Genomic DNA, 7991 nt, shown 5'->3' on the forward strand with positions numbered 1-7991 from the left:
TTTTATAATATTTTTATAGAAAAGACAACTTTGGTTTTGGGTAGGTTGACTTTTGTATTATATTTTGGTATTATATAAAGTGTAGTATTGTTGCTATTTTGTAAGAATAAATTTTACATTGATTAATTGATGTAGAAAGATATCTTAAGAAATACTTGACATTCGGTGGGGCGGGGAGGTATAATAGCGGAATAGTCTATAAATTTATATTCTATATGAGTTTGAATTTGGGGAGTTTATTATGCTGAGCAGATATTTTTTACCTTTTTTTGTACTGGCGATGTCTTGTTCAAATATAGGACAGACTGAAAAACCTGTGGTTTTTGTTGAGCAGTTAAAAGCTGTGCCTATTTGGACAGAGAAGAAGAATTTCGATATGGATAGCAATGTGCTTTATAAGCTGCCTGTCAATACGAATGGAGATATTCAATATTATACAAATATTTGGAAATTTGTGTCTTCCAAAGGGCCGAATAGGGCGGTATATATGAATGAGGAGTATCTTAGTCTATTGGGTGAAGATGGTACGACTTTAATAACAAATGGTGTGCTGACGAATGAATTTACGATTTTAATACAAAGTAATTCTATTATACTTGAGGATTCGCCTTTCTCAGTAAAAGAGTTGTTCCGGTCTGCTTATGAGCCTATAGATCGTGTGTTTGTTACCAATTTGTTATCGATACCTATGTGGTACCCGGTGTGGTCCCCGGCCCAGTATGGTGCTGATAAATCTGTTAAGTATAGTTATATTAGAATGATCGTGGAAAGCAATGGGAGTTATTATCCTGAGAATTTTACGAAGGATGAAAAGAGCGTGAAAGACCTGCATTGGACATTTGTGACAGCAAAGAGCCCGACGGTTGCATTATACAAAAGGACTTATACGGATGCTATGCCTGACGGTAAACCTGCTCCGCTCATGGAAGTGGAGGTTGAACGTGATCAGCTGATATGGCATAGAAACGATAGTGGAGGAAAGTATGGCTGGCCTCGTGCGAATGAGAGACCTGAAGATGAGGTAATAGAGCAAGACATTGAAGAATAAAAAAGAGGTATGTAATGAAGAAATTATTGCTTTTTTGCAGTATTTTATGTTTTGTTCCTATGTGGGCTGATGACATCTGGTTTATATCTCCGCAAAATGGGATGCCGGTTAGCGGGAAGATGACGATACAGATACAGCCGCCGTTTGTACAGACGCCGGTGCGGGTATGGATTGAGCGTGATCGTGGAGATAGGATGGTATGGAGTGGTCAATTGACGCCGCAAGGGAACTATACAACTACTGTTGATGTTTCGAGATTTCCTGCAGGAAAATATGAAGTTAAAGCTGAGTATTTCATCAACGGTAAAGATTTTGATGGAGATGTGACTATTTGGGTTGGCGGTCCTGCTGGACAACCTGGACCTGATGGTGGAACATATTATTAAAATTGCATTTAAAATCCCGGTTTTTGGCCGGGATTTTTTTGTTTTTTGAGAAATTTTTTATTATCTTTAAGGCAGTGGGGTGGTTATGAAAAATTTTGTAATATTTATATTATGGGCAGGGTCTATTTTCAGTTTTGTGTATTCTCAAACATCAGAGTTTCCGAATCTTGCGTTTCCGCGCGAAAATGAAATTGTTTATTCCGGTGACTTGTTTATTTTTGCCGAGCCCCATCCCGAACAAATTTATGCCCAATGCGTTGTCCATTATGAAATTTCCCACCGTGATAGCGGAAAAATAGTGCATAAAGGCAAGCTCACACCTGAAAGCGGTTACGAAATCTATTTGCCCATCGTCAAGTGGAAAAATGGCGATTATTTCTTAAAAGTCTTCTATGTCAACCCAGAAACAAAACAACACTCACCTGCAGCTTGGCGCAGCTTTACGGTCGAGAATAACTAATTGAATTTTTCGCAAAAATCCCCTATAATGGTCTGGGGGATGATCTGCTTTTGCGGGCTCCACTAAGGAATATCCCCCAGCATGCTGGGGGATTTTTATGCAGTATTATGGTATTTTGGGCATTTGGAAGCCTTCGGGGATGACATCATTTGATGTAGTGCGCATACTAAAAAGGAAAACAGGAATCAAAAAAATCGGTCATGGTGGTACATTGGATCCTATGGCTTCGGGTGTGTTGCCTGTGTTGATTGGCGATGCAACAGCATTTTTTGATGCGGTGCTACATTCCCCGAAAACATACCGTGCGGTTATTCAATTAGGTGCATGTACTGATACCGATGATAAAGAAGGAAAAACAGTTCGGAAGTTTGAGTTTCGAACCTTTTCTGATGCGCAAATCCAGACAAGTATTGACCGTTTAACAGGGGAAATCAGTCAGATTCCTCCGCAATATTCTGCTTTGAAGGTTAACGGACAACGAGCTTACGCTCTGGCGAGAGCTGGCCAGGAAGTGGTACTCCAACCCAGAACAATACAAGTTTATGCTTGGAATAATGTTACCTATGCTGCCGATCTTGGAATTATTTCTGCTGAAATTACGTGTTCTTCTGGGACATATATTCGTTCGTTAGCGCGTGATTTAGGAGCTATGTTGGAAACAGGAGCATATTTGTCTTTCCTCGAGCGAACTGCTGCCGGCGGGATCTGCTTGGAAGACTGCATTCAGCCCGATGCCGAAAATTGGCACGAAAAAATACTGGCTCCTGAACATGCGTTGAATTTTATACCGGCAGCAGAATGGGAAGGCTCTTTAGATTATTTGAAAACAGGACGTCCGCTGCCGGATATTGGTTGGGAACAAGGACTTAATCTTTTGATGTTCAAAGATAAAATTGCTGCATTAGTTTTTGTAGATGGCCAAAAAATCTCTTATCAGAAAAATCTTGCCTATCGGTTATGATATTTTCTTTTTCTGAAGATAAATCCGTGCAGCTCCTTTGTAAAGAGCTCCAGAAAGATGCTTCGGCGATGATTTTTCGCCTCGTGAGCGTCTGCGAAGATAATCATTCATAACATAAACTTTCCCATCTTCTCGGATACTATGAATTTTCGGCTGTTGCAAATTCATCCGCGCACGTACGACGCCTTTGCTGCCGTAATGCAGAAACGTTGCTGTACCTAACTCGTCCACCGATTCGACCACGCCTATATGAGTCAGTTTATCGTCCCAACGAAGATTACGGTTTTTATCATAGGTATTATCAAAAAAAACAATGTCCCCTGGCTGCAGTTCGGTGCTTTGAATGATATAATTTCTCTGCTCGAGCCCATTCCAGATCGCTGCAACGCCGTTGTTTCCTATGCCATACAGCTTTAGGAAATCCAACCCTGCCCAGTGGAACAAAAAAGCAATAAAACCTGAACAATCTCCGCGGTAAAATTTGTCATTGATGCGGGGGAATTTAGTCAGACCGACAGTATGTGGTGCTTGTGTCAGAAGTTTGTTGTAAAACTCTGCATTGTCGCCTGCAAAACTAAAGCTGAATGTCCATCCCCACAGTACTAAAAAAGAAATAATTTTTTTTGTCATAACAGCCCCTTTGCCATTTGTTTATCGATTTTCATACCCGTAAAACATAACACATAAGAGCTATTTTTTTCTTGAAGGTCTTTAGAAAACGAAAGGCTGTAATATTTCTTCGGCGTTCGGATTTCCTCCGAAATCATTCACCGAGCCCGGCCCGAATTGAAAATCAGGGTTGAGCCAATAAGAGTTTGTTTTGTTGTCGTAAGGATGTGGCATCAATACTGGTGGAATTTTGTTATCGCGGTTGGATAAGCTGCTGTCGTTTTTTTTGTTAAATCGGTTTATATCCGGCTGCGAGCCTTGCGGAATTTGGTTGTCTGGATAAATTGGTTGCCCATCAGCATTAGTTAAAACATTATGTTGCACGGGAATATAAATTTTTGGTTTTGGTGCTACTCCGTAAGTATTTTGTGTAAAAAGAATAACAAAAAGTGTCATAATCATCATAAAAACCTCCCCGTGAGTAAAATTTCTACCTTACCAAAATTATTGAATCTTACTATAATCGTCAATTTTTTATTTGAGATTTTATCGAAAATGTTTTATGATATAAGATATTAATAAGGGGTGTATATGCTAGCATATTTTTGGTGGATTGCGGCGGCGATTTTTTTTGTTGCAGAAATTTTTACTCCAGAGGCAGTGTTGGTTTTTGCTGGATTATCAGCAGTGTGTGTTGCTATACTGGATATGCTCGGCGTCCAGGGAATTTTTGTTCAAGGCACTGTTTTTGTTATTTTATCCACAATCCTAACTTATTATATGCGCCCATTTTGGATGCGCCTTTTAAACAATAAAGATCTTAAAACTGGAGCTTCTGCATTGATAGGGCAGGAAGTACGTGTCATCGAGGATATCAATCATCAAAAGCTAACCGGACGTGTTAAAATTGGTGCCGACGAATTTCCTGCAAAATCAGTAGATGATTCCGTGATTTTGGCGGGGCGTTTTGCTACAGTTAAGAAAATTCAAGGCATTACATTGATTGTTTCTCAAAAAGAGGTTCATCATGAGAAATAGAATCAGTTCGAATCCTTATCCTGGTACACGCGATTTTTACCCCCAAGAAATGAGGTTCCGTGAAATGATGTTCTCGATGATCGAAGATGTTTTAATTGACTTCGCTTATGAAAAAATGTCTGGACCTCTGCTGGAGAATTTTGTAATTTACGCAGAGAAAAGCGGCGAAGAAATAGCCGAAAAACAACTATATGCTTTTACAGACAAAGGAGACCGGCGTGTAGCGATTCGTCCGGAACTAACACCCACTGTTGCACGGATGTTTGCTGCCCGAATTAATGAATTAGCTTCGGTGCAACGTTGGTACTCAGTTGAAAATTTTATGCGCTATGAGCGTCCACAGAAAGGCCGGCTTCGAGAATTTTGGCAGGTGAATGTTGACCTCATTGGGGCTCAAGGATCTTTTGCTGACTTCGAATTGCTCCGTGTAGCACAGGCTATTTTTACTAATTTTGGTGCAACAACATCCATGTATGCCATCAATATAAACCATCGTGGTTTTGTGAGAGATCTTTTGGTATTGTATATAGGTATTTCTGATGACAAGGTTGAGCAGATTGCTAAAATCATTGACAAAAAAGCTAAAATTTCTCAAGAAAGTTTTGAAACACTGCTTTTGGAACAGCAGTTGACACAAGAACAAATACAAAAAATTATTAATATTTTTACTCTTTCTTTTGAAGAGTGTTTGAAATTTGTTCCTGAGTCTTCGGGTGGGCTTGAGTTGCAAGGTATCTTTAAGCTTGGCCATGATGTGTTTGGTGATCGAAATCCTCTTGTTTTCAATTTTAGTGTCGTTCGCGGGTTGGCATACTATACCGGGCTTGTATTTGAGGCCTTTGATAAAAATTCTGAAAATCCGCGTGCTCTGTTTGGAGGTGGCCGTTATGATAATTTAGTCGAGCTTTTTCATAAAAATAATGTTTCTGGTGTTGGTTTTGCACTGGGTGACGTCACTTTTGAAGCATTCTTGCGCAGTCATAACCTGCTCAATGATGATGATCTGCTGGTAGAAAGGCATGTTATTGTGACAGATGCAGAGGTTCCGGTTGCTTTTTTTCATCGAATAGCTGATCATTTGAAATCTGTTCAGGAGATTTTCTGGGAATGTGTTGAGCTTATGCGTTCTGTTCCTCAGAATGAAATGCTTGGTCGTGTATTAGATCATTTACAAAAAAATGCTTATTTTGATAGGGAAAAGTATCAGGAAATCGAAAAAAATACCGATAAATTTCTATCTGAAGTGCAGTCGCGTCATTTTATCGTAGAAATTTATCCGGATCCATCGGTATCATTAAGCAAACAGTTACAGTATGCAAATAAAGCTAAGGCTGATTATGTTTGGATTTGTGGAGACAGAGAACTGAAGCATGGTGTTATTAAACGAAAAAATATGATTTCAGGAACTGAAATAGAATTTGATTTAACAACTTTTGAATTGTTTTAATTATATAGAAAAATAGTTTTTTCAATTTAATATATTTGTATGTAAAAAATATTTATTTTTAAAAAAAGCTTGACAAAAATTTTACAATGATTTATAATACCCTGAATGATGTTCGTCATAAATTGAGCTTTTTCATTTTATCTATAGATTCGTATCTATATTCTTGTGGAATCTTTAGTTGAATATTACACACTAATTATGTTAAAAATATTAAAAAATCTTGACAAAGCTTAGGTAATTATTTATAATAAGCTCCTGTGATTATTTTTAATAAACGTAAGGCAAAGAACTGAGGTGAACGATATAGAGTGAAGATCAAAGAAGTGGGACACAAGTATATATGTTGAATGATATGTATAATTAATAATGGAGGGTTTGATTCTGGCTCAGAGCGAACGCTGGCAGCGTGTTTTAGGCATGCAAGTCGAACGGCAGCGGGATAGAGCTTGCTCTATTGCCGGCGAGTGGCGGACGGGTGAGTAACGCGTAGGAATCTGCCCATAGGACTGGGATAGCCAAGAGAAATTTTGGGTAATACCGGATGATATCGAGAGATCAAAGGGGCGTTTGCCTTACCTGTGGATGAGCCTGCGTCCCATCAGCTAGTTGGTTAGGTAAAGGCTGACCAAGGCTAAGACGGGTAGCCGGCTTGAGAGAGTGGCCGGCCACAAGGGAACTGAGACACGGTCCCTACTCCTACGGGAGGCAGCAGCCAAGAATATTCCGCAATGGGGGAAACCCTGACGGAGCGACGCTGCGTGAAGGAAGAAGGCATTCGTGTTGTAAACTTCTTTTCTAAAGGAAGAATAAGTGTGGGAGGAAATGCCTGCATGATGACGGTACTTTAGGAATAAGCCCCGGCTAATTACGTGCCAGCAGCCGCGGTAATACGTAAGGGGCGAGCGTTGCTCGGAATTACTGGGCGTAAAGGGCGTGTAGGCGGTTTATTAGGCCGAGTGTGAAAGACCGGGGCTCAACTTCGGGAACGCGCTCGGAACCGATAGACTAGAATCTAGGGGAAGGTAGTGGAATTTCCTGTGTAGCGGTGGAATGCATAGATATGGGAAGGAACACCAAAGGCGAAGGCAGCTACCTATGCTAAGATTGACGCTGAGGCGCGAAAGTGTGGGGATCAAATAGGATTAGATACCCTAGTAGTCCACACTGTAAACGATGTACACTTAGAGTTGCGCGAGAGCGTGGTTCTGCAGCAAACGCGTTAAGTGTACCGCCTGAGGAGTACGGCCGCAAGGCTGAAACTCAAAGAAATTGACGGGGGCCCGCACAAGCGGTGGAGCACGTGGATTAATTCGATGCTAAGCGAAGAACCTTACCAAGGCTTGACATATACTGGAATGTTGTGGAAACATGGCAGCCTTCGGGCCAGTATACAGGTGCTGCATGGCTGTCGTCAGCTCGTGTCGTGAGATGTTGGGTTAAGTCCCGCAACGAGCGCAACCCTTGTTTTCAGTTGCTACTATTAAGTTAGAGGACTCTGGAAAGACTGCCGGCGACAAGTCGGGGGAAGGAGGGGACGACGTCAAGTCATCATGGCCCTTATGTCTTGGGCTTCACACATGCTACAATGGTGCGGACAGCGGGAAGCGAAGTCGCGAGGCGGAGCTAAACCTCCAAACCGTACCTCAATACGGATTGCACTCTGAAACTCGAGTGCATGAAGCCGGAATCGCTAGTAATCGCGGGTCAGCAATACCGCGGTGAATACGTTCTCGGGCCTTGTACACACCGCCCGTCACACCACCCGAGTTGGTTTGTCCTGAAGCGGGTTACCCCAACCGTAAGGAGGGGGCTCGTTAGGGAGAGGCTGGCGAGGGGGGTGAAGTCGTAACAAGGTTGCCGTACCGGAAGGTGCGGCAGGATCACCTCCTTAAGGAGAAATTGCATAAGCAATAACGACAAACTTTGTTTCGGGAAGCAAAGTATAAAAAATATCCCGGCCAAGCTCTGTCTTGGAGAGATTCTACCCTTGTCTCGAATTTTCTTGCTCTACTTCTATATCGTTCTCCTCTTTTTCTTTGTAT

At 41.4% G+C, this 7991-nt stretch carries 8 protein-coding genes and 1 rRNA gene; 7 read left to right on the plus strand and 2 right to left on the minus strand.

Features of this window, described 5'->3' with window-relative positions; genetic code table 11:
• The first annotated feature begins 241 nt into the window (after positions 1–241).
• The 4 genes from BM018_RS07310 (at position 242) to truB (ending at position 2855) form a co-directional block, all read left to right on the plus strand.
• Positions 242–1048, plus strand: a complete 807-nt coding sequence (locus tag BM018_RS07310; protein ID WP_092320130.1) for a hypothetical protein — start codon at positions 242–244, stop codon at positions 1046–1048.
• 14 nt (positions 1049–1062) lie between these two features.
• Positions 1063–1434 (plus strand): hypothetical protein, encoded by a 372-nt coding sequence (locus BM018_RS07315; protein WP_092320132.1) that lies wholly within the window; start codon positions 1063–1065, stop codon positions 1432–1434.
• Positions 1435–1519: 85 nt separating this feature from the next.
• Entirely contained in the window at positions 1520–1894 is a 375-nt protein-coding gene (locus BM018_RS07320; RefSeq protein WP_092320134.1) for a hypothetical protein, read from the plus strand.
• 97 nt (positions 1895–1991) lie between these two features.
• Positions 1992–2855 (plus strand): tRNA pseudouridine(55) synthase TruB, encoded by an 864-nt coding sequence (gene truB / locus BM018_RS07325; RefSeq protein ID WP_092320136.1) that lies wholly within the window; start codon positions 1992–1994, stop codon positions 2853–2855.
• On the opposite strand, the gene BM018_RS07330 is transcribed toward truB, so the two are convergent.
• Positions 2850–3485 (minus strand): CHAP domain-containing protein, encoded by a 636-nt coding sequence (locus BM018_RS07330; RefSeq protein ID WP_092320138.1) that lies wholly within the window; start codon positions 3483–3485, stop codon positions 2850–2852. The two genes, truB and BM018_RS07330, sit on opposite strands and share 6 nt — an antisense overlap.
• Before the next feature lie 81 nt (positions 3486–3566).
• Entirely contained in the window at positions 3567–3929 is a 363-nt protein-coding gene (locus BM018_RS07335) for a hypothetical protein (RefSeq protein ID WP_092320140.1), read from the minus strand.
• Positions 3930–4055: 126 nt separating this feature from the next.
• Between BM018_RS07335 and BM018_RS07340 the strand changes: the two genes are divergently transcribed.
• The 3 genes from BM018_RS07340 to BM018_RS07350 all read left to right on the plus strand — a co-directional run bounded on the left by BM018_RS07340 (position 4056) and on the right by BM018_RS07350 (position 7840).
• Positions 4056–4502, plus strand: coding sequence for an NfeD family protein (locus tag BM018_RS07340; RefSeq protein WP_092320142.1), 447 nt, complete (start codon positions 4056–4058; stop codon positions 4500–4502).
• Entirely contained in the window at positions 4492–5949 is a 1458-nt protein-coding gene (locus BM018_RS07345; protein WP_092320144.1) for a histidine--tRNA ligase, read from the plus strand. Before BM018_RS07340 ends, BM018_RS07345 begins: the two co-directional genes overlap by 11 nt.
• Before the next feature lie 363 nt (positions 5950–6312).
• Positions 6313–7840, plus strand: a 16S ribosomal RNA gene (locus BM018_RS07350).
• Positions 7841–7991: the final 151 nt, after the last annotated feature.

This window comes from Brevinema andersonii (assembly GCF_900112165.1).
Lineage (GTDB): Bacteria > Spirochaetota > Brevinematia > Brevinematales > Brevinemataceae > Brevinema > Brevinema andersonii.